Below are 25,797 nucleotides of genomic sequence, written 5' to 3' on the forward strand. Positions count from 1 at the left end.
CATGGCGAAGCGTAATCCCTACGCCCAGCGAGAATGGTTGCCGCATGAAAAGCCGATGCTGCCAGGTTCGCCTTCTACGCCTCTCCATTCTCCCGGCAGGCGTATCGCCTTCGGCTTGATTGGTATGCTGATCTCCATCACCGGCGCGCTCAGCAACGCGCTGGTCACCGCCAATCTCACCAATCTGCAAGGCACTTTCGGCGCGTATTCCAATGAGATCGCCTGGCTCCCGGCGGTGTATGTGATGGGCAATATCTCCATCAATTTACTGCTGGTGAAGTTTCGCCAGCAGTTCGGTCTCCGCCTGTTCACCGAAGCTTTTCTGGTGTTGTACGTGTTGGTGGCGTTTTTCCATTTACTGGCCAATGACCTCAGCTCGGCGATTATCGTCCGTACTGCACATGGTATGGTCGGCGCGGCGCTCAGTTCGCTGGGGATCTATTACCAGGTCCAGGCCTGGCCGGCGAAACATCGTCTCAAAGCGTTGGTGATTGGCCTGACCGCCTCACAGCTGGCAATCCCGCTGGCGCGTTTGTTCTCCACGGAGCTGTTGCAACTGGATGAGTGGCGTGGGCTTTATCTGTTCGAACTGGGGCTGGCGATGATTGCGCTGGGTGCGGTTCTGGTGGTGAAACTGCCCCCCGGTGACCGCATCAAAGCCTTTGAAAAACTTGATTTCCTCACCTTTATTCTGCTGGCACCGGGTATGGCGTTGATTTGCGCCGTGTTGTCGTTGGGGCGCATTGAATGGTGGTTTACTACGCCGTGGCTGGGCATCGCGCTGGCGATTGCGCTGGTGTTGATTGTGGCCGCGGTGGTGCTGGAGCATAACCGACAGAATCCACTGATTAACACGCGCTGGCTCAGCAACGGCATGATGGTCCGACTGGGGATTGTGATGATCATGATGCGTATTGTGTTGGCGGAGCAGAACACCGGAGCGGTCGGGTTTTTACAGCAGTTGGGGCTGCTTAACGACCAGATGCGCGGTATGGCACTGGCGATCATCTTTGGGGTGATGGCCGGTATGGTGCTGAGCGCGCTAACTATTCGTCCCAGCCATCTCAGCTGGCCGATCGTTTTCTCGCTGGTGGTGATGATCATCGCCTCGCTGATGGATGCGCAATCCAGCCCGCTGACGCGCGGCGATAACATGTATTTCAGCCAATTTTTATTGGGCTTTAGCAGCGTTTTCTTTATGACGCCTGCCATGCTGTTTGGCATCGGCAGCGTAGTGACGCAACCGAAAAACCTGGTGAGTTTTGTGGTGCTGTTTGGCATGAGTCAGAACCTCGGCGGCCTGATTGGGGCGGCGATCCTTGGTACTTTCCAGACGTGGCGTGAAAAATATCACTCCAGCCTGCTTGGCGACCAGCTGTCGCAACTCAATCCCAACGTGACTGAGCGTTTGAGCCAGTACAACGCGCTATTCAGCAGTCAACTCCCGGATGGTGCACTACTCAGCGCCCAGAGTGGCAGTCAGCTGCAAACGGTGTCCACCCTGCAGGCCAATATCCTGGCTTATAACGATACCTATTATCTCACCGCCGGTCTGGCGCTGGTGACGCTAATGTGGGTGCTATGGCGTTTGACGCGCCTGCGTTATCTCAACTGGCGTCAGGCGCGACGAAACCTGGCGGAACAGCGCCAGCAGGCATTATCAGTTAATCGAACGGAGACCCCATGAGTCAACAGGACGATCTTCAGGCCGCGGAACGCGAGCGCATCAACCGTCGACGTATCCTCTCGATTGCCGCTGGCAGCGGCATCGTACTGGTCGGAGTGTTGGTGATCCTGTATGCCTGGCAGTTGTGGCCTTTTACCAGCACCATTCAGTCCACTGAGAACGCCTATGTGCGCGGGCAGGTCACGTTTATCAGCCCGCAGGTCAGCGGTTATCTCACCTCCGTCAATGTGGTGGATTTACAGCCGGTGGAGAAAGGGCAACTGCTGATGACCATCGATGATCGTATTTATCGCCAGCGCGTGCATCAGGCACAGGCACAACTGGCGATGAAACAAGCCGCCCTGAATAACAATCAGCAGCAGCGTAAAAGCGCCCAGGCCACCATCGTCAGCAACCAGGCATCGCTGGACAATGCCAAAGCGCAGGCGCTGAAAAGTGGCTTCGACTTAAAGCGGGTGGAAAATCTTACGGCAGATGGTTCCTTGTCGGTGCGCGAACGTGATGCCACCCGCGCCGCTGATGCCCAGGCCCAGGCGCAGGTGCGTCAGGCCGAAGCGCAGTTGGCCGTCGCACAGCAGAATCTGCAAACGGTGATTGTGAATCGCGCCTCACTGGAGGGTGATGTGGCCAATGCGCAGGCGGCCCTGGAATTGGCAGAAATTGACCTCGCCAATACGCGTATCATCGCCCCGGATAACGGCCAACTCGGGCAATTATCGGTACGTAAAGGCACCTTTGTCACGGCGGGCACGCGCCTGACGTCGGTCGTGCCGGACAATAAATGGGTGATTGCCAACCTGAAAGAAACCCAGTTGGCGCGTATCCGGCCGGGTTTACCGGTCACCATTCGCGTGGATGCGCTGGATGGTAAACGTTATGACGGCACGGTGGAGTTCATCTCACCGGCGGCGGGTTCGGAGTTCAGCGCTATTTCACCGGATAACGCCACGGGTAACTTTGTCAAAATTGCACAGCGTATTCCGGTGCGCATTAAGGTGCATGGGGATTTGCAGGCACTGCGCCCGGGGATGTCAGTTGAGGTGGATATCGACACCGCCGCTGAGCCGCGTGAGGACAAGCTATGAGCCGTGTGTTGTTAGCTACGCTCGCGGCATTATGGCTGAGCGGCTGTGCCACTGAGGTCACCAAAGCGCCTGCGTCATTGCCAATCCCGGAAAGCTGGCGTCAGCAGGTGGGGCCGGCGGCTGCGCCAGAGGCACAATGGTGGCATACCTTTGGCGATGAACATCTGAACCGCCTGGTGAACCAGGCGTTGCAGCATAACAGTGATATTCTCAGCGCCCGTGCCCGGGTCGATCAATATCGCGCGCAACTGCGTGCGACTGAGGGGGATAATTATCCCAGTCTGACGGCGGGCGCGGGTGCGACGCATCAGCGCGCCATCTCCGCCGCTACCGGTTTGCCCTACGAGAATGCGGTGTTTCAGGCATCGTTGCAGGCCAATTACGAGGTCGATTTGTGGGGCAGCCGCAGCAACAGCATCAGCGCGGCTGAGGCTTCTTTGGCGGCACAACGCGCGGCGGCGTCAGCAGCGGAGCTGACCGTAGCCAGCTCGGTGGCGTCGGGTTATTTCAGCCTGTGTGCGCTGGATGAACAGTTGCGCGTCACCGAAGCCACCCTGGCGTCGCGTGCCAATTCACTCAAACTGGCACAACGTCAGTTTGAGACCGGCTATTCATCCCGGCTGGAATGGATGCAGGCATCGTCGGAGTATCAGACGGCCAAAGCGCAGGTGCCACAATTGCAGCATCAGATTACCCAGCAGGAAAACGCCCTGAGCGTGCTGGTAGGGATGAACCCACGCGAGATCGCCCGCGCTGACGATTTCAACCAGGTGATGCCGCAGACCTTGCCGAACCTGTTGCCATCGCAGTTACTTAATCGTCGTCCGGATATTGTCCAGGCACAGCGCCAGTTGCTGGCCTCTGACGCGTCGCTGGCTGCCGCACAAGCACAGCTGCTGCCCACCCTGAACCTCACCGCCAGCGGTGGCTTCGAAAGCTATCATCTGCATGAATTGCTGGCGAATCCGTTCCGCCTGTGGAGCATTGGCGGCAGCGTGCTGGCACCGATTCTCAACCGCGAAGCCCTGACGGCCCAGGTTGATGTGGCGATGGCGACACGCAATCAGGCATTGTATGGCTATGAAAAAGTGGTGAGAAATGCCTTTGCTGAAGTGGACACGGCACTGGATGCGATACAGCGCAATCAGGAACAACTGGTCGAACTGGAAAAGCAGCAGAGCGATGTTAGCGAAGCGCTGCGTATCGCGCGTAACCGCTATCAAAATGGTTATGCTTCCTACCTGGATGAGCTGGATGCCCAGCGCACCCTGTTCAGCACCCAACTCAGCGTGGTGAGTGTGAAAAACACCCTATTGCTGGCGCAAATCGAACTCTATCGGGCACTGGGAGGTGGCTGGCAGGGTTAAACTACGCAACATCAGCGCGCCAGGTCGCGCTGATCCACGCTAACGTCAACGTATCCCTCGATTTTTGTCATACCTGTCTGGAATTCGTTAAGAAAATGCCTGGATTTCTCTTGCATTCAGCGCCGTCCTCAGCATAATCGCAAACCGCAATAAAAATGATTATCAATTGAATTTGCATTAGGGGATATCCATGCGCACTACGCCTTTCAATCCCGGACTGAAACCGACGCTGTTGGCCGTAATGGTCAGCGCCGGTTGTTTGCCAGTGATGGCTGCTACCAACACCACCACCGCAGATGCGGTAAAAAAAGAACAACAGACGCTGACTGTGACAGCAACACCGCAGGCTGACTTCAAGCCTGGTGGTAACGATTTGGTGCCAGCCTATCTGGACGGTCAGGTGGCGCACGGCGGCCGCCTCGGCATGCTGGGCGAACAGAATGCCATGGATGTGCCATTCAACGTGATTGGCTTCACCGCCAAAGCGATTCAGGATCAGCAGGCAAAAACCATTGCCGATGTGATTCGCAATGATGCCACCGTGCAAAACGTCAAGGGTTACGGTAACTTCGCCGAAAGCTACCGTATTCGTGGTTTCCGCCTTGATGGCGATGACATGACGTTTAGTGGCCTGCCTGGCGTTGTGCCGCGCCAGGTGATGGATGCGTCGCTGATCGATCGCGTCGAAATTTTCAAAGGGGCGAATGGCCTGCTTAACGGTGCTGCCAGCACCGGTGTGGGTGGCCTGATCAACCTGGAACCGAAACATGCTGACGACGCGCCATTAACCCGTGTGGGCGTCGATTACACCTCCTCCTCGCAGGTAGGTGGGAGTCTCGACATTGGCCGCCGGTTTGGTGATAACAATCAGTTTGGCGTGCGCTTCAATGCCGTTAACCGCGAAGGCGAAACCGGTGTGAATGGCGAGAAGAAACGCACCACTGCGGCGTCTATCGGTCTTGACTACCGTGGTGAACGTCTGCGTACTTCTTTGGATATTGGCTACCAGAAAAAGACCTTCCATGATGGTCGTATGGGCGTCAACATCAGCGGCGTGGATAAGCTGCCGGCGGTGCCGTCCAACTCCACCAATTACAGCCAGCCTTGGGTATTCAGCAACATTGAAAATGAATGGGGCATGGCAAAAGCCGAGTATGACCTCACCGACAGCTGGACCGCGTATGCCGCACTGGGTGCGCAGCATGCCCATGAAATTGGTAACTACGCCACGCCAAAACTGTTGAATACTAACGGTGACGTGTCCATCAATACCTTCGACACCAACCGTCGCCAGGACAACATGAGCGGCATGGTGGGCGTGCGTGGCGACTTCGCTACCGGACCGATTTCGCACAAAGTTAATGTCGGCTATTCCGCGTTGACCACCAATGCGAAAAACGCCTACCGCATGTCGTTCGCCGGCAACAATTACAATATCTACGATCCGGTGCAGGTGGCGCGTCCAACGCCAACTTATGCGGGTGGCGAATTCTATGATCCGAAAACCACCGCGCGTACCCGTACTCAGGGCTATCTGCTGAGCGATACGCTGGGTGCGTTTAACGATACGCTGTTGTTCACCGTCGGTGCGCGTTATCAGAAAGTGTGGGTGCGTAACTACGATTACAACACCCAGGCTGAAGACGTCAGCTCGCGTTATACGCAGAGCCGCTGGATGCCGACATACGGCATCGTGTACAAGCCGTGGCAGTCAATTTCCCTGTATGCCAACCATACCGAAGCGTTGCAGCCGGGTGCGGTAGCACCGAAAAGTGCCACCAACTATGGTGCAGTGACCGGGATTGCGCACTCGAAGCAGAATGAAGTTGGTGTCAAAGGTGATTTTGGCCGTGTCGGCGGTACGCTGGCGTTGTTTGAGATTAAGCAACCGTCAGGGATTCTCGACAGCAATGGCGTTTTTGCCATGAATGGCGAGCAGCGCCATCGTGGTGCTGAGCTTAACGTGTTCGGTGAACCCGTGCTCGGTTTCCGCCTGAACGCCAGCGCCACCTGGATCAACCCGGAGATGGTGAAAACGGCGCAGGGGCAGTACGACGGTAAACAGGCAATCGGTGTGCCGCGTTACAACTATGCGCTGGGTGCCGAATATGACATCAAACCGATCGATGGTCTGACGGCGACGGCGTTGCTCAACCATACGGGTTCACAGTGGGCGGATTCGGCGAACACCAAACGCATTGATTCTTACACCACCCTGGATCTGGGCCTGCGCTATCGCACGAAGATCAATCAGAATGATGTGGTGTGGCGTGTGGCGGTGGAAAACGTCACCAACGAGAAGTATTGGGCGAATATCGACTACTCAGGGACTTACCTGACGCAGGGCGATCCGCGCACCTTAAAAGTCAGCATGACTTACGACTTCTAATCCCATCAACGGGGCGCATAGGCGCCCCGTTTTCATTTTGTTGGCTTTGCATTACACTCGATGCGGTAATCTTGCTGGTCGATCCCTTTATCTTTGCTGAGTTAACATGAGTTCACCTGCACCACCTGACGATCATGACGAACCTCTGCGGCAGCCGCTCGACGATGCGCAGTTTGCCATTGTGGTCCTTGCAGTGACCTCGGTTACCCTTATAATCTTTGTCCTGATGATGACGTTATGGATGAGCTAAGGCTTGCTGCAACGGGTATCGGAAGCCTGTAAGGAGATGTCGATGGAATCCCGCGATGACAAATTGATCGCCATAATTGGCCTGCTTTCTGCCTGTCTGATTGGTGTGGTGTTCCTGTTTACCATGACCTGGCTGACCGATGTGCGCCATCCCGCCGATCAATCCCTTGATGTACAAACCTGCGGTCCTAAACATCCCAATTCTCAGCAATCTTAATCCTGCTGGCGGTTATGCCACTTAATCTGCTGACTACGCAGTTCCAGCGCCAGCCCTTCATGTAACGTGCGATTGCCATTCGGATCACCCAAACCAAAGAGCGCCCCGGGCGAACGCCGATCATCGGCCCATGCCGGATATTCCACCACCGGATAGAGCGAAATCCCTTCCAGCGCCACCCCGTCATCCAGCGCCAGCATCGCTTCTTCACTGACCTGATGCAGCCATGCAGCCCGGGCATCACCTTCGGCACCGGTTTCTGCCAGCAACATAGGACGCTGGTAACGTTGCCAGCATTGTAATAACAAACGGTGCAGCGGCAGGCGCACGGGATGATCCACCGGTAAAGGTTCGCCGGGGAAAAACCAGTGATTGTCAGGATAGTAATTGAGTCCGAGGATATCGAGAAAATCCTCACTGCCGCCCAACTCCGGGGCATCGCGTCCGGCCAGCCAGTCCCAAGCTTCAAATTGTGCCTGATGTTGTGCATCGGCATAGGGTTTGCTGTCCGGGTTGTCGGGATTGGTGGCAACCTGCACCAGTGGGTCAGTCAGCACAAAACGTGCCTGCGGGTAAATTTCACGAATCGCATGCATTGCCGCCAGTGAAGCGCGTACCAGCTGGCGTTTCAGTTCTTTACCGCGCTGGCTGGAGTAGGGGTCGAGCCAGGCAACATCCGCGCCAGCCCACGACCAGAAAGAAATCTGATTAATCGGGGTAAAAAACGGCTGCTCCACCCCTTCGTCACGCATCAGTTGCGCCATCGCACGGGCAAAGCGTTCAAAATGCTGAACGAAGGCGGCACTCCAGATATCGAGATGGTCGGGATAGCCAAAATGCGCCAGTTCCCAGATGATTTGCAGATCGTGGCGCGCCGCCGCGTGCACCATCGGCAGAAACGATCGCCAGTCATATTCACCCGGCGTCGCTTCGATCAGATACCAACGCGCCCCATCACGCGCAGTGCGTAACCCTTCCTGGGCCAGTGCGGCGTAATCTTTCTCCAACAACATGTCATGGCCGCTGCTGATCACCATATCCAGTCGCCGCCCACCGGCACGACGGGACGTGGAGCAGGGGAAGCTGCCCTGGAAAAAACTGCGAAACAGCCGGGGCTGATAGCGCGGGGACGGGGGATCAAGGGGGTGCTGCGCCATTTTTCCTCTCCTCACGGGGAACGCCGAATGCAGAACGTTCCGCTAAGTCTAGACTAAATTAAGCGCAGGCCAGCAGACGCAACCGGAAGGCTCTGATTGCGACGCCGTGTACGACCACCAACAATAAGAAGATGATGAGTTACAGGGAACCGGTATGAGCCAAGTCGCACCACACCATTCTGAGGAAAAACACCAAAATGGGCTCAATGAGATTGTGGATGCGCGCTGTGCGCAGCATCCGGGGTTGAGCGGCATCCACGCTCTCAACGATGGACTGGATGCTTTCGCGGCACGGTATTTATTGATGGGGATGGCGCAAAACACCATCGATGTGCAGTACTACATCTGGCAAAACGATATGTCAGGTCGCTTGCTGTTCAGCGCGCTGCTGGAGGCGGCAGAGCGGGGCGTCAAAGTGCGCTTGCTGCTGGATGACAACAACACGCCCGGCCTGGATGACACCCTCGCGGCGCTGGATCGTCATCCTAATATCGCCGTGCGGTTGTTTAACCCTTTCTCGTTTCGCACCTTACGCATGCTCGGTTATCTGACGGATTTCGCCCGCCTCAACCGTCGTATGCATAACAAAAGCCTGACGGTGGACGGTGCCGCGACGCTGGTAGGAGGGCGCAATATCGGCGACGAATATTTTGGCACCGGCGATGAGCCGCTGTTTACCGACCTCGATGTGATGGCTATTGGACCGGTGGTGGCGGAAGTGGCGCAGGATTTTGAACGCTACTGGCACAGCAAGGCGGTGTCATCGTTACGTAAGGTGGTGGAGGTCAGTAGCGAACCACATCCTGCCGTGCGGCTGCCAGAAGACTGGCAAGATAGCGAGGCGGTACAACGTTACCTGGCACGCCTCGAGCACTCCTCGTTTGTTAGCCAAATGGCGGAAGGTTCGTTGAGTATGACCTGGGCCAGCACGCGTTTGTTAAGTGATGATCCGCGCAAGGGGCTGGGTAAAGCGAAGCGGTCTTCCTTATTGCCACAGCGGATGCTGGAAGTGATTGGCACGCCACAGCAGCAGTTCGATATTATCTCGGCCTACTTTGTCCCGACACGTGCCGGTGTGGCGCAGCTGCTGGCGCTGAAACGACGTGGGGTTAAAATCGCGGTGCTGACCAATTCGCTGGCCGCCAATGACGTTAGTGTGGTGCACGCGGGTTATGCGCGCTGGCGCAAGAAATTGCTGCGCCACGGCATTGCCTTATACGAACTGAAACCGCAGGCCAACGCCAGCGAAGCCCCGCACGATCGTGGGTTGACCGGTAATTCCGGTTCCAGCCTGCATGCCAAAACCTTTACCGTGGATAATCGCAAAGTGTTTATTGGGTCGTTCAATTTCGATCCACGCTCGGCAGTGCTGAACACGGAAATGGGACTGGTGATTGAGAGCGACAGCCTGGCGCAGCGCACGCACCAGCGTTTTATTCAGGGGATGCGCGATCGTGCCTGGACCCTGCGCCTGGATGGTTGGGGGCGCGTGAATTGGGTCGAATACCCCGACGAGCCGCAGGAAGTGGTCCATATCCATGAGCCGCAATGCAGCTGGGTCCAACGTCTGCTGGTGCGGCTGGTGTGGCATTTGCCGGTGGAGTGGTTACTGTAAAAGCCAGGGGCCAGCTTAGCTGGCCCCTTGTTTATGCGCGTTGCGGTTTCCCGGAGAACAGGAAGCGCAGCAATGGAATGCGCAGATGGATTTCATACAGGGTAAATGACACACCAAACACCATCATCAGGCCGACGAAAAAGCCCAACGTATCGTTGCTGATCAGCGGGGTGATAAAAATGCCGTACAACAGGGTGAGTGGATGGTGCACCAGGTAAATAAACAGCGAGGCATTCACCAGATACATGATGCGAGGGGAGTGGCTGTTCAGCAGTTTATGCCCGAAGCAGAAGCAGACATTCAGCATGCACAGGCCCATCAGGGTGGAAATCACGTTGTCGATCTCATACAGCCAGCCATCCCCGCTGCTGAAGCGCTGGTTCAGGCTGTAGGCCACAAACACCGCAATGGCACCGAAACACATCACCGGATTAAAACGCACAAATAACGCCTTCAACGCCTGATGCTTCCAGCTCAGAGCGCCCAGCATAAAGAAGGGCAGGAAGAACAGGCTTTGCATCACGGCGGTGCTGAACAGGCCATCCATCAGCCATGCGGGCTGGAAATAAAAGATCGCGCGCCGGAACACACACCAAATCAGCGACCACGCCAGCAGCGCCAGAGTCAGTTTACCCCAACCGACGCGGGTATAATCGATCTGCCGATGTTGGGTACGTAGCCAACGGAAGGTAAGCATGCCCAGCGATGTCAGGATCACCAGCACCACCAAAAACCACAGGTGGGAAATCAGGTCCCACATCAGCGCGTTGTACTTTTGATACAGGGAGAAGCTGTCCCAATCTCCTACTTTATCCGTCAGATTTTTTAGCAGAAAAAACTGCGGCAGAGTGATGAGGGGGACGGCGGTCAGCAGCGGTATCCCCACGCGCTCCAGACGCACCTTCAGCCAGCGTTGCGGCTTGTAGCGTAGGTAAAGCATGTAGGAAAAATAGCCGGAAATGACGAAAAACACCTGCATACGGAAAGCATGAATAAAGTCATTGAACACCGTCAGCCACATCGAGGCATCCTGGCTATTTACTGCCCACTTTTGCGTCGAGTAAATCAGGGAGACGTGGAAGGGCACGCCCAATAACATTAAATAAGCTCGAATCGAATCGAGAAAATATTCGCGTTCGGATTTTGCTGCAGTCATAAGCATCCAATTGTTCTGTGTCCTGGCCGGTTTCGCCCTGAAACCGGATTATGCCGGAGGAAAATTCTACCGGCTGTAAACGGGGTATACTATAGGTTGATTCTGTATCGTCTAATTATCCTAAAAGCGCATTTTCCACTTACAAATAAGGGGAACAATCTTTTACATACGCTGTCGGAAAAACGAATAATCCTTTAAGATAAGCGGGTTTGATCTAAGCACACGAAAGGGGGGGATGTGCTGACTTTAGAAAAGAATATGGCCGGACTGAAGAAGATGCGCTGGGTAGGCGCAGCAGTTCTGCTGGCGTTGTACGCGAATAATAGCTGGGCGTTCAACCTTGATGATGTAGCAAAACAGGCTCAGGCGATGGCGGGCAAAAGCTTCGAAGCGCCGAAGAGCAATTTACCCTCTCAGTTTCGTGAAATGAAATTTGCTGACTATCAGCAGATCCAGTTTAACCACGACAAAGCCTACTGGGGCAAACTGCGCACGCCGTTTAAACTTGAGTTCTATCATCAGGGTATGTACTTCGATACCCCGGTGAAAATCAACGAAGTCACCGCCAGTACGGTACGTGAAATCAAGTATAACCCGGACTATTTCAACTTCGGCAACGTCAAGCATGATGCTGACTCGGTGAAAAACCTGGGTTTTGCCGGATTCAAAGTACTTTATCCGCTTAACGAAAAGGGTAAAGACGATGAGATCACCAGCTTCCTCGGTGCCAGCTACTTCCGTGTGATTGGCGCAGGCCAGGTCTACGGTCTGTCGGCACGTGGTCTGGCGATCGACACCGCGTTGCCATCGGGCGAAGAGTTCCCACGCTTCAAAGAGTTCTGGATCGAGCGACCAAAACCGCAGGACAAGCAACTGGTGATTTATGCACTGCTGGATTCGCCACGTGCCACCGGTGCCTACCGTTTTATCGTCCGTCCGGGCAAAGAATCGACCGTGGATGTGCAATCCAAAGTTTACCTGCGTGACAACGTCGGCAAACTGGGTATCGCGCCGCTGACCAGTATGTTCCTGTTCGGGGCTAACCAGCCGTCACCGGTCAGCAATTTCCGCCAGGAGCTGCACGACTCCAACGGCCTGTCTATCCATGCCGGTAACGGTGAATGGATTTGGCGTCCGCTGAACAATCCGAAACACCTGGCCGTCAGTACCTTTACCATCGAAAGCCCGAAAGGCTTTGGTCTGCTGCAACGTGGTCGTGATTTCAGCCATTATCAGGATCTCGACGATCGCTATGATCTGCGCCCAAGCGGCTGGGTCGAGCCGTTAGGCGATTGGGGTAAAGGTCGCGTTGAGCTGGTGGAAATCCCGACAGCGGATGAAACCAACGACAACATCGTGGCCTTCTGGACGCCAGAAAAACTGGCTGAACCGGGCAAAGAGATGAGTTTCCAGTATCGTCTGCACTTTACCCGTGACGAGAACCTGCTGCACTCGGATGATGTTGCCTGGGTGAAAGATACCCTGCGTTCCGCCGGCGATGTGAAGCAGTCAAACCTCGTGCGTCAGCCGGATGGCAGCATCGCCTTTACCGTTGATTTTGTGGGCCGGGCGATGAGCAAACTGCCAGAAAACACGCAGGTTGCACCGCAGGTCAGCGTGGGTAATAACGCTGAAGTGGTGGAGCAGAGCGTGCGCTACAACCCGGTCACCAAAGGCTGGCGTCTGGTGCTGCGTCTGCGCGTGAAAGACAACAAGCAGCCGACGGAAATGCGTGCGGCGCTGGTTAGTGGCGACAAGACATTGACGGAAACCTGGAGCTATCAGCTACCTGCCAATGAATAACTCGACTTTTACACCTCAATCTTACGTGGAAGCCCTGCCGCTCGATGCGGCAGGTCGCGCCCGCCTGAGCGCATCGCTGCAAAATGCGCAGGCGTTCCACGCTATTCATACGTCGCTGGGGCACGATGTTGCTGCCAGCGAGCGCCCGGATGACGCCCCGCTGAAATCGGTGTCGTCCCGTGTGCAAATGGCCTGGCCGGATTCACTGGCTGATGGCCAGCAGTTGGGTAAAGATTATCTCGATCGTACTACCCTGAAGGCGATGCCGAAGATTACGCGTTCGCTGATGTTCCCGGAAGCCTGGCGAACCAACCCGCTGGCGCGTGCCTGGGATTCATTACGTGGGCACAAATCCACGCCGCGTTACAAGACGGCCGAAGAGCAAAAAGCGGAAGATAAGTGGCGTCATGTGGGTTCGATGCGCCGTTATGTGCTGCTGATTCTGACGCTGTTCCAGACCGTGGTCGCCACCTGGTATATGAAAACCATCCTGCCCTACCAAGGCTGGACGCTGCTCGATCCGATGGAGCTGTTCAATCAGAACTGGTTGCAGTCGGTGGAGTTGATTCTGCCGTATATCCTGCAAACCGGTATTTTGTTCCTGTTCGCCATTTTGTTCTGCTGGGTGTCCGCCGGTTTCTGGACCGCGCTGATGGGCTTCCTGCAATTGCTGATTGGGCGTGACAAGTACAGCATCTCCTATTCGACAACGGGTGATGAGCCACTGAATCCGGCGCATCGTACCGCGCTGATCATGCCGATTTGTAACGAAGACGTGGAACGCGTGTTCGCCGGTTTGCGTGCGACCTGGGAATCGGTCAAACGTACTGGCAATGCAGAACACTTTGACGTTTACATTCTGAGTGACAGCTATGATGCGGATATCGCCATTGCCGAGCAGAAAGCCTGGATGGAGCTGGTGCGGGATGTCGGCGGGGCGGGCAAGATTTTCTATCGCCGTCGTCGTCGTCGCGTAAAACGTAAAAGCGGCAACATTGATGATTTCTGCCGCCGCTGGGGCAGCAACTACAGCTACATGGTGGTGTTGGACGCCGATAGCGTGATGAGCGGTGAATGTCTCACCGGTCTGGTCCGCATGATGGAAGCCAACCCGAATGCCGGTATTATCCAGTCGTCGCCGAAAGCGTCGGGTATGGATACGCTGTACGCGCGTTGTCAGCAATTTGCGACCCGTGTATATGGTCCGCTGTTTACCGCCGGGTTGCACTTCTGGCAGTTGGGCGAATCCCACTATTGGGGCCATAACGCCATCATTCGTGTGAAGCCGTTTATCGAGCACTGTGCGTTGGCACCGCTGCCGGGCGAAGGTTCCTTTGCCGGTTCGATTCTGTCGCATGACTTTGTCGAAGCAGCGCTGATGCGTCGCGCAGGGTGGGGCGTATGGATTGCCTACGATCTGCCGGGTTCCTACGAGGAGTTACCGCCTAACCTGCTGGATGAGCTGAAGCGTGACCGTCGTTGGTGTCACGGTAACCTGATGAACTTCCGTCTGTTCCTGGTTAAAGGGATGCATCCGGTACACCGTGCGGTGTTCCTGACGGGCGTGATGTCATACTTATCGGCTCCGCTGTGGTTTATGTTCCTGGCGCTCTCCACCGCCTTGCAGGTGGTGCATACGCTGATGGAACCGACCTACTTCCTGCAACCACGCCAGTTGTTCCCGGTGTGGCCGCAGTGGCGTCCCGACCTGGCGATTGCGCTGTTCTCCACCACCCTGGTGCTGCTGTTCCTGCCGAAACTGCTCAGCGTGGTGCTGATTTGGTTCAAAGGCGCGAAACCTTACGGCGGTGCAGTGCGACTGTTCTTCTCGTTGCTGCTGGAGATGCTGTTTTCGGTCCTGCTGGCACCGGTGCGTATGCTGTTCCATACCGTGTTTGTGGTTAGCGCATTCCTCGGCTGGGAAGTGGTGTGGAATTCACCGCAGCGTGACGATGACGCGACACCCTGGAGTGAAGCTTTCCGTCGTCACGGTTCGCAGATGCTGCTGGGGATTGTCTGGGCCGTCGGCATGGGTGTGCTGGATCTGAACTTCCTGTGGTGGTTGTCGCCGATTGTCTTCTCGTTGATTCTGTCACCGTTCGTTTCCGTTATGTCGAGCCGTGCCACCATCGGTCTGAAGAGCAAACGTGCGAAACTGTTCCTGATCCCGGAAGAGTACGATCCGCCGAAAGAGTTGGTCGATACCGACAACTATCTGCAACTGAACCGCGAACGTGCGCTGAAAAATGGCTTTATGCATGCGCTGTTCAACCCGGCATTTAACGCACTGGCGACGGCGATGGCAACGTCACGTCACCTGCACAGTACCATCCTCGATCATGCGCGCGATCGTCGTGTTGATCAGGCGTTGAGTGATGCACCGGAAAAACTGAATCGCGAACAGCGTTTACAGCTGATTAGCGATCCGGTGGTGCTGGCACGTGTGCATACACGTCTGTGGGAAAGTGCAGAGAAATACCATGAGTGGGTGGATAGCTATCAGAAACTGAAGTTAAACCCGCAGGCACTGCCACAGCAGTCGTGATAGCGGGTGATTAACCCGGCCAAAAGCCGCTGTCGTGTTACGACCGCGGCTTTTTTATTGGTGTCGCAACAGCAAGAGTGTTCCGACTAACGCAATCTTTACGCTGTTGGGTGTGGTTATTCCCCCATGCTGACGGCTAAAATGGCGTCAGGCCATTGTGAGTAAGTGTTGTGAATCGTTTCCTGAAATTAACTGTCGTCGGTGCTGCCATCATATTGCTGAGTGGATGTGGCAGCATCATCAGTCGTACCGTGCCGGGGCAGGGGCATGGCAATCAATATTATCCAGGGGTGCAGTGGGATGTGCGGGACGGTGCATGGCGTATGCTCACCATCCTCGACTTGCCGTTGTCGCTGGTGATGGACACACTGTTATTGCCGGTGGATGCCCATCACGGTCCTTACGAATAACGGTTAGGCCCAGCGGTCAGAGTCACTGTTATCGTCGTCCCATTCGGCCGCTGCTGCTTCACCTTCTTCGCTATCCATGGGAGGTTCGAGCTGAAACTCTCCCTCATCCCATTCGTGCAGCGTATTTTCAGACTGCCACTCCTGGCGCAGTTCTATCTCGTCATAGTCATTATCAAAAATGGCCTGAGCCGCTTCACCGCTGCGAATCGGCAGACATTCACCTTGTCCGTCCTCGTCAGCAAAAAACTCGGCTTGCCACATGATATCGCCATCCTGCATCACATACTTTTGCAGCGCGAATTGGTTGACGACAGCATCGTCCTCATCCAAACCGGGTTGGCTGGCGAGAAATTCTTCGCGCGCTGCTTCGATGGCTTCAACTAAGGTGCTATACATGCTCATCGCGATCTCCTTGCCTGTTGAATAGGGATTTCAGAGAAGGATAGACGAAAAATCACCAGGTGAAGGTCAGGAATAACGTTCGGGCGGATAAGGTGAGAGATCCGCCCGAACGGTTAGTGCATTTTCTGGGGAAAATGCAGCACAGGTCGTACAGATTCGCGGATAATTGGCGCAGAATAACGAATACAGCATTTAATACAGGGTTTCACCTTTTTAAAATTAATGCGCGCAATCGATAAAGCCTGATTTAAATTGTAGAGTGTACCAATAAATACCATATCCTCCTTTTCGGGCAGACGCTTACACTCTTTCCGATGCAGTAGATGATAATTATCCTGATCGGTACTGACCGTCACATAATAATAGATGCCTTTATTCATATTATGAGTTCCTGCGGTATATTTGCTGTGTGTAATCTTTATTATTTTTTTTGAACAGTTATTGAACTAACTGTCATAAACGAAACTAACTGGAATCGAATTCACTCACAAATTCCAGAAAGGAATAAGTGATCACCACATTTGTTATAAAGGTAATAAGCAAGAGAGCGATTAGGATAATGTCTTGTAAATTAAGTTAATTTTCCTGCATTGATTAGCGAATTCAAAGAATTCAGCAATATTAAATAGGAATATGCCTGGAATCAGAAAAATTCAGGTCCAAAGGACGGCATGCTTATTGATAAGTTTTATTTTAATGTTTAGCGACAAAATCAATAGGGTGCTGGGTAAATCAGAGATGCGCACGGTGACAGGCTTAAGTATCGGTCATTGTTTTCTGATTTTAATCTGATGAAACTCTAAAAAAGATTGGTCTGAGAAAATGTGCTGGCTCGAATTAAGCTTGGTACAGTTTTGACCTAAAGATAACGGATAATGTCATGAATTAAGGCAAATTTCAGTTTAGGGGGAGCGGGACAGCTGGTGTGTCCCGCGTCACATTAATAACGTGAAGGTTGCCCTTCTGGTCGGGTTTTAAAACGACGATGTAGCCACATATATTGTTCAGGGGCCAGCAGTACCGTTTCTTCTACCACTTTATTCATACAAATTGCCGTGTCGAGTTCGTTCTCCAGTGAGAATTTGTCCCGGATATCCGGCAGGATTTTTAATTCATAACCACGGCCATGGGGCAGACGACGTGCCAGAAAGGGCACCACGCTGGGATTTCCCAGACGGATCAACATATGTGTCCCGGTGGTGGTGGCGGCATCCTCAACGGCAAAAAACGGTGCAAACACGCTGCTACGCGGGCCATAGTCGTGATCCGGTGCATACCAGATGATGTCGTTGTTTTTCATGGCGCGGATCATACCTTTCAGATCCTTACGGTCGAGCATGCTTTTATTCGAACGCATCCGACCCCAGGTTTGCAACCAGTCGATCAATTTGTTGTCATTCGGGCGATAAACGCCGATGCCGGGATTGTTCATGCCGAAAACACGGGCACCCAGTTCAAGGGTGAGAAAATGCATCCCGATAAGCAAAATGCCGCGTCCGGCAGCCAGGGAGGAGTCAATATGCTCCAGGCCGGTACAATTTACCCATTTGCGAATGCGCCAGTCCGGCCAGAACCACGCTATCCCGGTTTCGATCAGTCCCATGCCCACCGATTCAAAATTGTGTTTCACCATGGCATCACGTTCACTGACCGGCATATCCGGGAAGCACAGCTCCAGATTGCGTTGTGCAATTTTGACACGACGCTTGAGAAAACGTCTGGCAATGCGGCCTAATCCGCAGCCGATAACATATAAAACCGGGTAAGGCAGCAGCACCAATAAATAGAGAATCCCGATACCAAACCAGGTAAGCCAGTAGCGTGGATGAAGGAGTTCACGGGAAAATTGGGGAAGTTGAGTCATTGAAATGTCATTATCCTGCGTCTTGTACCAGCGGTACTGGTTCCTGTTATTTGTCGCTATTGTGCCATTTTTTCTCTCTGACTGAAATCAAGCATAGCCGCCCCGACAATGTCTGAATTCGCGCAATCGCATTAAACTATAATCACCGCACAAAAATGCGGCTTGCGTCACCTTGTCGGATAATCACGGCAAAGGCTTTGCATTACGGTGAATTCAGGTATCATGTGCGCGCTCATTTTTCCCCATTGCTAACAGGAACGAACACCATGCCAGTGTTACACAACCTTGTTTCCAATAAAGAGCTGAAGGCACGCATGTTGGCTGAAACCGAGCCGCGCACTACAGTCTCTTTTTATAAATACTTCCAGATTGCCGAACCGCAGGCATTTCGTGATGCGCTATACATCGGGTTAACCCAACTCAAGGTATTTGGCCGTGTCTATGTTGCCCATGAAGGCATCAATGCGCAGATCAGCGTCCCCGCCAGCCAGTATGAAAGCATGAAGGCTTTTCTCTATGGCTTTGATCCAGCACTGAACAATCTGCGTATGAACATCGCGCTGGATGATGATGGGAAGTCATTCTGGGTGTTGCGCCTGAAAGTGCGCGATCGCATCGTGGCTGACGGTATTGAAGACAACAGCTTTGATGCCAGCGACGTGGGTAACTATCTGAAAGCCGCCGACGTCAACGCGATGCTGGACGATCCGAATGCGGTGTTTGTCGATATGCGTAACCACTATGAATTTGAAGTGGGGCATTTTGATAACGCGCTGGAAGTGCCTGCTGATACTTTCCGCGATCAGCTGCCGATGGCGGTTGATATGTTGCAAGATCAGAAAGATAAAAAAATCGTCATGTATTGTACCGGCGGCATTCGTTGCGAAAAAGCCAGTGCATGGATGAAACACAACGGCTTTGATGATGTTTATCACATTGAAGGCGGCATCATTGAATATACCCGCCGGGCGCGTGAGCAGGGCTTACCGGTGCGTTTCAAAGGCAAAAACTTTGTCTTTGACGAGCGCATGGGTGAACGTATTTCCGATGATGTGCTGTCAAACTGCCATCAGTGTGGTGCTCCCTGTGACACGCACACCAACTGCGTCAATGACGGCTGCCATCTGCTGTTTATTCAGTGCCCAAGCTGTGCCGAGAAATTCCACAATTGTTGCAGCCCGATCTGCATGGAAGAGTCTACGTTGTCACCCGAAGAACAGCGCGCACGTCGTGCTGGTCGGGAAAATGGCAACAAAGTCTTCAATAAATCACGTGGTTTGCTCAACATGACCATGGCGATTCCGCTGCCAGAGAAGAAATAACACCTTGGGCAGCCTGGTGTGTTGCAGGCTGCCCCTGTGTTACTGACGAACCCCTTCGACTGAAATAATCAGTTCAGCTTTTTGCGATGCGGGCCCCAGGTCCTTGCTGATATTGAACGCCTTCAGCACGATTTCACCCGTGGCTTCAAAGCCAGCGCGATAGCCACCCCACGGATCTTTCCCTTCACCAATCAACTGCGCATCCAGCGTAATCGGTTTGGTCACGCCATTGAGCGTCAGATCGCCGGTGATTTTATAGTGATCCCCCTCTTTCTTGACTGCGGTAGAGGCAAAAGTGGCCTGCGGGAATTTGTCCGTGTTGAGGAAGTCCGCACTGCGCAGGTGTTTATCACGCTCAGCATGATTGGTATCCAGGCTATTGGTATTCAGGGTGACATTGACTTTATCGGCTGCCGGATTGGCTTCATCAAAGGTAAAACTGCCGTCGAAATCCTTAAAGCTGCCATACAGCCAGCTATAGCCCAGGTGTTGGATCCGGAACTGGACGAAGGCGTGTTGCCCCTGTTTATCGAACTTGTAGTCTGCGGCATTGGCCGTCAGGCTGGCAGCCAGTAAGCCAGCACCGGAGAGCATCAGCAGGGTTTTCTTTAGCATGTCACTTTTCCTTTTCAGAGGTTAACGGGATGCGGCAACCCAGCATCCTTTGCAGCGTGATATCACGATCAATAAAGTGGTGTTTTAGCGCGGCAAGGCCGTGCAATAGCGACAGCACGACCACTGCCCAGGCGAGCCAGAGATGAATATCACCCGCCATATCGGCCTGCTCTGCTGCACCGGCAACCAGCGCGGGCACCTCAAACCAGCCAAATAGCGAGACCGGCTTACCATCAGCGGTGGAGATCAGGTAGCCGCTGACTAAAATGGCCAGCAGCAGGCTGTACAACAGCCAGTGAGCGGCAATGGCTGCCAACCTGACAGGGGTGGAATAGCTACTCAGCGGTGCGGGAGGAGGGGAAAACACGCGCCACATTAAGCGCAGCAGCAGGGCCGCAAATAACAGGATGCCGATACTTTTGTGAATTTCGGGTGCGCTGTGATACCAATTGTCGTAGTAACCGAGTCCGACCATCCACAGACCGAGCGCGAACATGCCATAAATGGCGAGCGCCATTAGCCAGTGTAATAAGATAGATATCAAACCAAAATGCTGTGGGGAATTTCGCCACATGATCGGTAAATCCTGTACGGAAATAACTGGCAATCAGCATCCATATATTGAAATATAAAATCAATCATCCTTACTTTTCTATAAACTGCGCAATAACTATTCGGGATTTATGGCGGATTTTGCGCATGGCGCTCAGAATTATTGAATAACTACGCAGGAGCGTCAGGGGAATAACGCGTTGAAATTAATTACTACACTTTTTGCGCTGTGATTTAAGCCGCTAATTAAATGTTTGTGAGTTTATGTCATGGAGTGTCAGCATGGCCGTTACCACAGGGGTAACGGCCAGGGCTGATCAGGCAAAACGTGTCAGTGAGAACGGGGTAATATCAAAAGAAAAAGGTTTGTCTTGGGCAAATTCACTGGCCAGTTCACCCAGCACGCTGGCGAATTTAAAACCATGACCACTTAGCCCGGTGATGATTAAACGGTTTGGCTCACCTGGTAGGGTATCGATGATAAAATCCTCGTCAGGCGTGTTGTCATAACTACAGGCTTCGCCATGCAAACAAACGCTCACCCCGGGCAGAAACTGGCGCAAAAAGCGGAAGGCTTCGCTACCATCGGCGGCAACACTGCCGAACGGCTTGCGATCTGCCGGTGTCTGCATAACCTGACCACCGTCATGACGACCGACTTTGAGCGCATTATTGTCAGCCGGGAAGCCATAGAAGTGGCTGCCGTCGGTCATCTCCACGGTAAAGCCGGGAAACTGGTTGTTTTCACTGTAACGGCCATCCGCCTGATGCCAGGCAAACACTTTACGCACCGGCGTCACCGGTAAATCCGCCACCAGTTGGCTGACCCAGGTACCGGCGCTGACCAGCAGTTTACGGGCGCGAAATACCCCTTCACTGGTCGTCACCTGTTGCAGATCGCCATCGCGGCCGATTGCCGTCACCGGACAGTTAAACAGTTGCGCACAACCCGCCTGTTCCGCCAGTTTCACCCAACTACGTACCGCCTCTTCGCATTTGAGAAAGCCGGAATTTGGCTCGAATACCCCGATGTAGCCATCAGGCACGGCAAATTGCGGCCAGCGTTTGCGGACTTCATCGGCCTGTAAAATTTTTACATCCAGTTGCCAGACCCGTGCGCTGTCGATGACGTTTTGAATAAATGTTGAGGAGAGGGGGGCGAGATTGAGAATGCCGCTACGATGCATGATCCGCTCACCGCTGTTACGCTCCAGCTCATCCCACAAGGTTTGCGCGCGCAGCACCAGCGGAACGTAACGTTCGCCTTCGCCGTAAGCATGACGGATTAAACGGGTTTCACCGTGATGGGTGCCTTGAGAATGGGGCGGGTGGGCGCTATCGATCATCAATACCGAGAGGCCCGCCTGAGTTGCGTAGTACCCGGCGGCGGCACCGACTGACCCACTGCCGACCACAATCAGATCATAAACCATATGACATCACTCCTGAAAAACGCTGAACTTTTTCAGCAGCATATCAAAAGAGTGCTCCCATGAAAAAGGCACCCTTGAGGGTGCCCCTTACACGCGATGCCAGAGATTAATGCTTTTGATTATCACGTAGGTATTGCTCTGTGGACTCAATTTTCGCAATGCCAGCTTCGAGTATCGAGATAAACTGTCGGGCCACATCCGTGGTCAGCCAGTAGGTAGGGCCAACATCAGCTTCTTCTTCTTTCTGGTCCTGCGATGATAGCGAGTGCAGGCGAATCATCATGGCGTCATAGCTGTCAACGGTGCTAATGTCCCATCCCACTAATGGATGAGTCTGAATGACGTCTTTATTTCTGTCCATTATAACCTCCTTTTTACTCGTTAAACGAAGTGCTTCTTGAGGTTCAATGCGGCTGTTCTTGCACAAGCGAGATAATTATAACATGAAACGAACGGTACAATAGTTAAAAAATGTGGTGGTGAAAAAAAACACAAAATAAATGCTTTTGAGATGCGTCTTTTTAAAAATAATAACACACCTGCACGTGTGGGTATTTATCCCCGCGACCCATGGCCGACGCTTAAGAGATTATCGGCAGCAATGTTGCCTGGCTTTAGGAAAACTCTTGAGCCGATAAAAACTGTGAAGTTAGCCCTTTTCCTGGCCCTGAAGGCTGCCCACGCACTTCTGGATCTCTTCGGCCAGACGGGCAAATTGCTGCTGTAACTGCTCGTCATGGTTCTGGTTTTGCGCTTCAAGCGTCAGATTGTGGACCAGTAGCTGGCTGGCGCGATCGTCCAGACAAAAGGTCAGATTGGCAAAGGCATTTTCCAGCACGGTTAAGCGGCGTTGCTGCTCACTGATTAATGCCAGCAGCTCGCCAAACGTCATTGCCTCTTCCGGTTTATCGTGAGTCATCTAAAACGTCTCCTGTCAGCATGACGAAGTGCAAGAATAGGGGGATTAAAAATGATTCTAGATGCAGAGGCAATGTCTGGCGAGGCGGAAATAAAACAAAAAAGCCGGGTGGCGAAACCCGGCAAAAACTGCGCAGTGGCGGTTAATCGGTAATAAACCAGTCGTCAGCGCTTTCCCAGGTTTCCTGCAAAATATCGCTGATACGTTCGCGATTCTCTTTGCAACCACCAAACACGCTGAGTTGATTGCCGCTGGCATAGCGGACTTTGACATGATGTTCGTCGTCTGGGAAATCTCGGGAGATGCGGCGGGTAAGCTCTGCGCTTAGCGCATCCAGGGCGCCCGCAGGAAGGGGCTGAGTTTTTGCTACGGTAATTTCAACACGCATAAACACCTCCGGAATAATATACTGGTTATTTGTACAGTATAATTATCCCGAAGGCAAGCAACAAAATATTAGTCGATAACGCGCCAGTTGAGTGTCTCACCGGCGAGGAACGGCACCAGCGTATCATCGGCGACCGCAACGGTCTGCTCAACGGTCCACGGCTCACGTACCAGCGTCAGCGTCCCTTCATTCAGCGGTAAACCATAGAAGTTCGGACCATTTTCAGAACAGAATGCTTCAAAGTGCTGCAACGCATCCAGTTCTTCAAACACCGTGGCGTAGGCCGGTAACGATGTCGGTGCGTTGAATACCCCGGCACAGCCACAGCTGGCTTCTTTCAGATGACGCAAATGCGGCGCAGTGTCCGTCCCCAGGAACACACGACGGTTGCCGCTGGCGACCAGTTTACGCAGCGCCTCCTGATGGATATTGCGCTTCAGGATCGGCAGGCAATACAGGTGAGGGCGCACACCGCCCACCAGCATATGATTACGGTTAAACATCAGATGCTGTGGTGTGATCGTCGCGCCCAGCCGTTCATTCCCGGCAGCGAGGTAGTCGGCGGCTTCTTTGGTGGTGATATGCTCCATCACCACTTTCAGGCCAGGGAATTGCTGGCGCAACGGCTCCAGCACGGTTTCGATAAAACGTGCTTCGCGGTCAAAAATATCGATGTGGGAATCGGTTACCTCACCGTGCACCAGCATCGGCATGCCGATGTCCTGCATGCGCTCCAGCACACGGGCGATGGAAGCGATATTGGTTACGCCATGACTGGAGTTGGTCGTGGCGTGGGCCGGGTACAGTTTGGCGGCAGTAAACACCCCGGCGCGAAAGCCTTGTTCTATCTCATCGGGATCGAGAGAGTCGGTCAGGTAGCAGGTCATCAACGGGGTAAAGGCATGTTCTGCGGGCAGCGCGGCGAGGATACGATCGCGATAGGCCATCGCTGCGGCAACGCTGGTAACCGGCGGAACCAGGTTTGGCATGACAATCGCACGACCATTCACCGCACTGGTGTAAGGCAACACGGCCTGAAGCATCGCGCCATCGCGCAGATGGATATGCCAGTCGTCAGGGCGGCGAATCGTGATTTGCTGGGGTTGGGCTGTCATTCAAAAGGCTCCGGCTAGGTAGAAAACGAAAGGCACGTTTAGGCCGGGGAGTAATCATAAGGGTGTGGGCAACCGTTTGCACGGGATTTTGTTGCTGTTTTGTCGCGGCGCGATAAATCGCTCCGCGACATTTCAGGACAAGGAAATTAATCCGTAAACGGGATCACCAGCTGACCCGGTTTCACTTCCAGGCCTTTCGCGAATTTTTTCGCCAGCGCTTCGCCTTTGCTACGGTCTTCGCTCAGCACATACGCGGGTTTTTCATTGAAGTAACGCTTGAGCGACTCATTGAGATAAGGCGTCAGCGTTTTCATGATCGACGCCATTTTTTCCGGTTGCACTTGGGCATCAACAATCTCCAGATCCTTCAGGTAAATCGCGCCCTGTTGCGCATTGAATACCGGTTGCGCCTTCATTTTTAACTGCATTTCGGCTTGCTGTGGACCAAATAATGAGCTGACGTTAATGTTGGCTTTACCCGACAGCGTAATTTTACCCGGTTCTTCACGGCCAATCTGGCTGCTCAAATCCGTCAGCACAATATGCGCATTCACCAGTCCCGAGACGCCAATATCCTTCTCGAAATTGTTGTGTTTTTGCAGCGCCTGATTAACTTCCTGCTCGCTGATGGTGTATTGCGTCAATTGATTACAGCCGGCCAGCAGCACGGCAAAAAGCAGGGCCATCAGCCCTGGAAAAGCCTTCTTCATACTTTCCTCATCCTGAATGATACGGCAAACGTGCCATAGCCTGCCTGAATCAGGGGCGAGTGTCACCAGGAGAGAGATGAGAAACGTCGCAACGTTTCTCATCATAAGGGTCAGGCAGCGATAGAAGAGAGCAGATTGACCTGCGTTTGTTTCGCCATATTGTCCCGATAGGCCGCCACCCGGCTCGGCCATTCGATGCCGGCGACCAGGGTCAGCGAGCGTAACAACGGAAACAAATTGATATCATCTTCTGACAGTTCACCGTTGACCGCATTGGGTTTGACAATCAATTTGTCCAACTGACGAAGGTCATCATTGATGTTTTTAATCAGACCCGGCGCATGCTTGCGCAGTTCGCTGAAGTCACCGATGTTGGCCTGCTTTTTCTCCCGGAAATAGTGACGGGCTTCAGGCGTGGCGAATTCGGCAAAAGCCGCGTCGGCGATGCGGGGCAGCAGGAGTTTATTCACGTAACTGTTCACATGACGTAGCCAGTCAGTAATGGCGGGATTGGCCTTGCCATTCAGCAAGGTTTCGCCATCCTGTTTATCCACCAGGCGAACGATATCCATACTTTCTGGCATGGCGCTACCATCGGCTTTTTGCAGGATAGGGGCCATCTTTTGACCAATGAGTTTTTTCGGTGTGTTCTCGTCGTCGTTTAGCATCACGACCAGTTCAATCGGCAGATTCTTCAGACCAAAAATCATGCGCGCTTTGACGCAGAAAGGGCAGTGATCGTAGATGTAGAGTTTCATCCTGTTTCTCCTCGGTTCCCGGGGTGACCGACGTCACCC

At 53.6% G+C, this 25,797-nt stretch carries 25 protein-coding genes; 11 read left to right on the forward strand and 14 right to left on the reverse strand.

Annotation, left to right across the window (positions count from 1 at the left end; genetic code table 11):
• Position 1: 1 nt before the first annotated feature.
• The 6 genes from PAT9B_RS07280 (at position 2) to PAT9B_RS30900 (ending at position 6,994) form a co-directional block, all read left to right on the forward strand.
• Entirely contained in the window at positions 2-1,687 is a 1,686-nt protein-coding gene (locus PAT9B_RS07280) for an MFS transporter (protein WP_013508607.1), read from the forward strand.
• The gene (locus tag PAT9B_RS07285; protein ID WP_013508608.1) at positions 1,684-2,772 is read left to right on the forward strand and encodes an HlyD family secretion protein; all 1,089 of its coding nucleotides are present in this window, start codon (positions 1,684-1,686) and stop codon (positions 2,770-2,772) included. The genes PAT9B_RS07280 and PAT9B_RS07285 overlap by 4 nt, the downstream gene beginning before the upstream one ends.
• Positions 2,769-4,139: an efflux transporter outer membrane subunit gene (locus tag PAT9B_RS07290; protein WP_013508609.1), complete on the forward strand. Its 1,371-nt coding sequence runs from the start codon at positions 2,769-2,771 to the stop codon at positions 4,137-4,139. The genes PAT9B_RS07285 and PAT9B_RS07290 overlap by 4 nt, the downstream gene beginning before the upstream one ends.
• Positions 4,140-4,329: 190 nt before the next feature.
• The gene (locus PAT9B_RS07295; RefSeq protein WP_013508611.1) at positions 4,330-6,528 is read left to right on the forward strand and encodes a TonB-dependent siderophore receptor; all 2,199 of its coding nucleotides are present in this window, start codon (positions 4,330-4,332) and stop codon (positions 6,526-6,528) included.
• A gap of 106 nt (positions 6,529-6,634) precedes the next feature.
• Positions 6,635-6,778, forward strand: coding sequence for a hypothetical protein (locus PAT9B_RS30895; RefSeq protein WP_013508612.1), 144 nt, complete (start codon positions 6,635-6,637; stop codon positions 6,776-6,778).
• Between the two features lie 42 nt (positions 6,779-6,820).
• Entirely contained in the window at positions 6,821-6,994 is a 174-nt protein-coding gene (locus PAT9B_RS30900) for a hypothetical protein (RefSeq protein ID WP_013508613.1), read from the forward strand.
• Here PAT9B_RS30900 and PAT9B_RS07300 read toward each other — a convergent pair.
• Positions 6,991-8,151 carry a hypothetical protein gene (locus PAT9B_RS07300; protein ID WP_013508614.1) on the reverse strand — a complete coding sequence of 387 codons (1,161 nt, stop codon included), beginning with the start codon at positions 8,149-8,151 and terminating at the stop codon, positions 6,991-6,993. The two genes, PAT9B_RS30900 and PAT9B_RS07300, sit on opposite strands and share 4 nt — an antisense overlap.
• A gap of 154 nt (positions 8,152-8,305) precedes the next feature.
• Between PAT9B_RS07300 and PAT9B_RS07305 the strand changes: the two genes are divergently transcribed.
• A complete protein-coding gene (locus PAT9B_RS07305) occupies positions 8,306-9,766 on the forward strand; it encodes a phospholipase D family protein (RefSeq protein ID WP_013508615.1) in 1,461 nt (486 codons plus the stop codon).
• A 31-nt stretch (positions 9,767-9,797) separates the two neighbouring features.
• On the opposite strand, the gene mdoC is transcribed toward PAT9B_RS07305, so the two are convergent.
• Entirely contained in the window at positions 9,798-10,922 is a 1,125-nt protein-coding gene (gene mdoC / locus PAT9B_RS07310; protein WP_013508616.1) for a glucans biosynthesis protein MdoC, read from the reverse strand.
• A gap of 267 nt (positions 10,923-11,189) precedes the next feature.
• Here mdoC and PAT9B_RS07315 point away from each other — a divergent pair, with 267 nt between their 5' ends.
• The 3 genes from PAT9B_RS07315 to PAT9B_RS07325 all read left to right on the forward strand — a co-directional run bounded on the left by PAT9B_RS07315 (position 11,190) and on the right by PAT9B_RS07325 (position 15,680).
• The gene (locus PAT9B_RS07315; protein ID WP_190274654.1) at positions 11,190-12,725 is read left to right on the forward strand and encodes a glucan biosynthesis protein G; all 1,536 of its coding nucleotides are present in this window, start codon (positions 11,190-11,192) and stop codon (positions 12,723-12,725) included.
• Positions 12,718-15,270: a glucans biosynthesis glucosyltransferase MdoH gene (mdoH, locus tag PAT9B_RS07320; RefSeq protein ID WP_013508618.1), complete on the forward strand. Its 2,553-nt coding sequence runs from the start codon at positions 12,718-12,720 to the stop codon at positions 15,268-15,270. The genes PAT9B_RS07315 and mdoH overlap by 8 nt, the downstream gene beginning before the upstream one ends.
• Before the next feature lie 170 nt (positions 15,271-15,440).
• Positions 15,441-15,680, forward strand: coding sequence for a YceK/YidQ family lipoprotein (locus tag PAT9B_RS07325; RefSeq protein ID WP_013508619.1), 240 nt, complete (start codon positions 15,441-15,443; stop codon positions 15,678-15,680).
• A gap of 3 nt (positions 15,681-15,683) precedes the next feature.
• Here the strand turns inward: PAT9B_RS07325 and PAT9B_RS07330 are convergent, their stop codons facing one another.
• The 3 genes from PAT9B_RS07330 to PAT9B_RS07340 form a co-directional block, all read right to left on the reverse strand.
• On the reverse strand, positions 15,684-16,082 hold the full coding sequence (locus PAT9B_RS07330) for a MysB family protein (RefSeq protein ID WP_013508620.1): 399 nt from the start codon (positions 16,080-16,082) through the stop codon (positions 15,684-15,686).
• A 113-nt stretch (positions 16,083-16,195) separates the two neighbouring features.
• Positions 16,196-16,462 carry a hypothetical protein gene (locus tag PAT9B_RS07335; RefSeq protein WP_013508621.1) on the reverse strand — a complete coding sequence of 89 codons (267 nt, stop codon included), beginning with the start codon at positions 16,460-16,462 and terminating at the stop codon, positions 16,196-16,198.
• Positions 16,463-17,022: 560 nt separating this feature from the next.
• Complete coding sequence (locus PAT9B_RS07340) at positions 17,023-17,946, reverse strand: Kdo(2)-lipid IV(A) acyltransferase (protein WP_013508622.1); 924 nt, start codon at positions 17,944-17,946, stop codon at positions 17,023-17,025.
• A 266-nt stretch (positions 17,947-18,212) separates the two neighbouring features.
• On the opposite strand from PAT9B_RS07340, the gene PAT9B_RS07345 reads away from it, so the two are divergent.
• The gene (locus PAT9B_RS07345; protein ID WP_013508623.1) at positions 18,213-19,268 is read left to right on the forward strand and encodes a rhodanese-related sulfurtransferase; all 1,056 of its coding nucleotides are present in this window, start codon (positions 18,213-18,215) and stop codon (positions 19,266-19,268) included.
• Positions 19,269-19,307: 39 nt separating this feature from the next.
• Here PAT9B_RS07345 and PAT9B_RS07350 read toward each other — a convergent pair whose 3' ends face one another.
• From PAT9B_RS07350 to grxB, 9 genes are all read right to left on the reverse strand, one after another.
• Entirely contained in the window at positions 19,308-19,883 is a 576-nt protein-coding gene (locus tag PAT9B_RS07350) for a YceI family protein (RefSeq protein ID WP_013508624.1), read from the reverse strand.
• Between the two features lies 1 nt (position 19,884).
• Positions 19,885-20,460 (reverse strand): cytochrome b, encoded by a 576-nt coding sequence (locus PAT9B_RS07355; protein WP_190274655.1) that lies wholly within the window; start codon positions 20,458-20,460, stop codon positions 19,885-19,887.
• A gap of 292 nt (positions 20,461-20,752) precedes the next feature.
• On the reverse strand, positions 20,753-21,868 hold the full coding sequence (gene solA, locus PAT9B_RS07360; protein WP_013508626.1) for an N-methyl-L-tryptophan oxidase: 1,116 nt from the start codon (positions 21,866-21,868) through the stop codon (positions 20,753-20,755).
• 106 nt (positions 21,869-21,974) lie between these two features.
• Positions 21,975-22,229: a biofilm formation regulator BssS gene (gene bssS, locus PAT9B_RS07365; RefSeq protein WP_013508627.1), complete on the reverse strand. Its 255-nt coding sequence runs from the start codon at positions 22,227-22,229 to the stop codon at positions 21,975-21,977.
• Positions 22,230-22,517: 288 nt separating this feature from the next.
• Complete coding sequence (locus tag PAT9B_RS07370; RefSeq protein WP_013508628.1) at positions 22,518-22,787, reverse strand: hypothetical protein; 270 nt, start codon at positions 22,785-22,787, stop codon at positions 22,518-22,520.
• Positions 22,788-22,929: 142 nt separating this feature from the next.
• Positions 22,930-23,175 carry a DNA damage-inducible protein I gene (gene dinI, locus PAT9B_RS07375; protein ID WP_013508629.1) on the reverse strand — a complete coding sequence of 82 codons (246 nt, stop codon included), beginning with the start codon at positions 23,173-23,175 and terminating at the stop codon, positions 22,930-22,932.
• Between the two features lie 68 nt (positions 23,176-23,243).
• The gene (gene pyrC / locus PAT9B_RS07380) at positions 23,244-24,290 is read right to left on the reverse strand and encodes a dihydroorotase (protein WP_013508630.1); all 1,047 of its coding nucleotides are present in this window, start codon (positions 24,288-24,290) and stop codon (positions 23,244-23,246) included.
• 146 nt (positions 24,291-24,436) lie between these two features.
• Positions 24,437-25,000: a lipoprotein gene (locus tag PAT9B_RS07385; protein ID WP_013508631.1), complete on the reverse strand. Its 564-nt coding sequence runs from the start codon at positions 24,998-25,000 to the stop codon at positions 24,437-24,439.
• Positions 25,001-25,110: 110 nt separating this feature from the next.
• A complete protein-coding gene (grxB, locus tag PAT9B_RS07390) occupies positions 25,111-25,758 on the reverse strand; it encodes a glutaredoxin 2 (protein ID WP_013508632.1) in 648 nt (215 codons plus the stop codon).
• Positions 25,759-25,797: the final 39 nt, after the last annotated feature.

Source organism: Pantoea sp. At-9b (genome assembly GCF_000175935.2).
GTDB lineage: Bacteria > Pseudomonadota > Gammaproteobacteria > Enterobacterales > Enterobacteriaceae > Pantoea.